Source organism: Mesorhizobium sp. M7D.F.Ca.US.004.03.1.1 (assembly GCF_003998635.1).
Lineage (GTDB): Bacteria > Pseudomonadota > Alphaproteobacteria > Rhizobiales > Rhizobiaceae > Mesorhizobium > Mesorhizobium loti.
Genome location: NZ_RZQG01000848.1, coordinates 1 through 2,524, shown reverse-complemented (window position 1 = coordinate 2,524; position 2,524 = coordinate 1). Strand labels below are relative to the sequence as shown.

The following is a 2,524-nucleotide window of genomic DNA, read 5'->3' as shown; positions in this document are numbered from 1 at the left end:
GATCGAACGCTTGCCTTCGCTCGTCACCAGCGCCGCCTTGATGTCGAGCGGCTGGTCGTTGACGGTACCGGTCAGCGAGACATTGGCTGCGGGGCTGGCAATGTCGGCCTTGCCGCTCGCCGTCAGCTTGATGGTCTTCACCGTGCGGCCCGAGGCGGTCAGGCTGTCGCTGTCGGCGGAGACCGTGAAATCCGGCGCCGTCATCGCGCCGCTTGCCGACAGCGCGAAGTCGATACCGCCGGCAACCGGCACGCCGACCATCGGCGACAGAACCGAAACATCGCCCAGTTTGCCCTTGATGTCGGCCTGGATGTCGGTGCCTTGCATGCTGGCCGTGCCGGCGGCGCTGAGCGTGCCGGACGTGAACTCGATCGAATTGGCGGCGAAGGATCCCTGCGGATCGCGGGCCGCGCTGGCCGAGAATTTCACCCGGGCGCCGAGCACCGAGGCGATCTGCGGCGGAAAGGCCGTCGCCACGGCATCCGCGTTCATCTTCAGCTGCATCGACAGGTCGGCAAGCGCCACGGTGGCTGTCAGCGAGGCGTTGACCGCATCGGAGCGCAATGTGCCCTGGTCGATGGCAATGGCATCCTTGCTGACCGATCCGGCCAGAGCGACATCGACCTTGCCGGTGATCAAGGGCGCCAGCGTCGCCACGTCGGTCTTGAGACCACCCGCCTCCAGCTTGACGGTGACCGGCCCGGCGCGGTTCTGGATGTCGAAACCGTCGGAATGGATCTGCGCCGCCAGATCGTCCAGCCGCGTGCCGCCGGCGACGATCGAAACGAAGGACGCGCCGATGTCGATGATCGGCGCCTTGCCGTCGCCGAAGGCGCGGGCGGTGGCGTTGTTGATCGCCAGCGTGATCGGCTGCGCCTTGCTGCCGACGCTGATCACCACAGGTGGGCCCTTGGCGGCGAGTTCGACCGAGAGATCGCTGGCGCCGGCAGGATCGACGATGCCGGTAGCGGTGCCGTGCACCGCATCGCTGTCGACGTTGGCCCGGTCGACACTGACACCACCGGCGGTCGTTGCTGTACCCGCGACATCGAAGCTGGTCTTGCCGGCAAACAGCGGCTTCAAATTCTCCGGCAGGAAGCGGGCGAAATCGCCGTCGCCCTTGGCCTCGATGTGATTTCCCTTGTCGGTCAACTGATGGCGGCCCGTCAGCTGGGTGACGATCTTGCCGTCGACTGTGAACGTGCCGATGCCGTTCCAGTTGGCGAGCGGTCCCGTGCCCGAGACAATTATGTCGACCGGTGGCGCATCGGGCAGCTTGAGCAGATTGGCGATGATGCCGCCTGCCGGCTCCGAGGCCTTCAGGTCGAGGTCGAGCCTGTTGTCTGCCGGCGCAAAATGGATTTTGGCGTCGACATTGCCTTGCTTGCCGTCATGGCGGGTGACGTTGAGCGTCGTCTCGACCGCCAGCGGCGCGGCATCGGCCTTCAGCATCCCCTTGGCGGCAAGTTCGGCGACGCCGCTGCCGGCAAGGTCTTGCCCCAGTGCGATCTCGGGCAGGTCGATCTGCTTGATATCGAATGAAACCGGCAGCGTCGTCGTGCCGCTGCTCTGCGCTGGGTGCGTGCTGGCCACCGGCAACCGGGCGAGTTCTATGCGCTCGGCCGCGATGCGGTCGGCACTGAAGTTCTTCGACAGCAGCGCCAGCGGCGACCAGTCGATGGCCACCTTGCGGGCCACCAGCCAGGCACCATCGCGGTCCTCCAGCACGACATGGTCGACACTGAGGGCCCCGGACCAGATGCCGTCTATGCCGCTGATCGTGATCTTGCGGTCGTCGCTCGAGGCCAGCCGCGAAATGATACCGGCGAGATTGTCGCGGCCGCGCTCGGTCTTGGTCAGCACAACCAGCGCGCCGATCGCTCCCGCGACCACAATGAGCAGCGTGTAGAGGACAATACGAAGGATGCGCCAGACCGTCTTCATCGCTCAGAACGCCTGCCCGATGCCGGCATAGATGCCAAAATGCGGGTCGCCCGGATCGCGGTTGAGCGGCACGGCCGCGTCGATGCGCAGCGGCCCGAACGGCGTGACATAGCGCAGGCCGACGCCGGCGCCGACCTTGACGTCGGAGAAATCGGGGATCGATTTGGTCGACACGGTGCCGGCATCGACGAACGGCACGATGCCGATCGTGTCGGTGATGGCGATACGCATCTCGACCGAGGTTTCGAAGAAGGACAGACCGCCGATCGGCTGGCCGGTGAAATCCTTGGGGCCGATGCCCTGATAGGCGTAGCCACGCACCGAACCGCCGCCGCCGGAATAGAAGCGCCGGTCGGCCGGCACGTGTTCGAGGCTGGTGCCGACGATCGAACCGATGGCGACACGCTCGGCCAGTACGAACTTCGAAGCCGAATCCATCGACTGATAGGCCGATCCCTCGCCCTTCAGCTTGAGGAAGGCAGCACCGCTCAAAATGTCGTAGCTGGGCTCGGCATAGGCCAGCACCCGGAAGCCGCTGGTCGGGTTCAGCCGGTTGTCTCTGTTGTCATAGACATATTGC

1 protein-coding gene and 1 pseudogene are annotated in these 2,524 nt (G+C 65.5%); both read right to left on the bottom strand.

The window, feature by feature from the left end:
* Window positions 1–1,944 (bottom strand): annotated as a pseudogene (locus EN935_RS30825) (translocation/assembly module TamB); the annotation flags it as partial.
* Between the two features lie 3 nt (window positions 1,945–1,947).
* Window positions 1,948–2,524: BamA/TamA family outer membrane protein (locus tag EN935_RS30820; RefSeq protein ID WP_164771482.1), on the bottom strand; the 577-nt coding region annotated here is incomplete at its 5' end.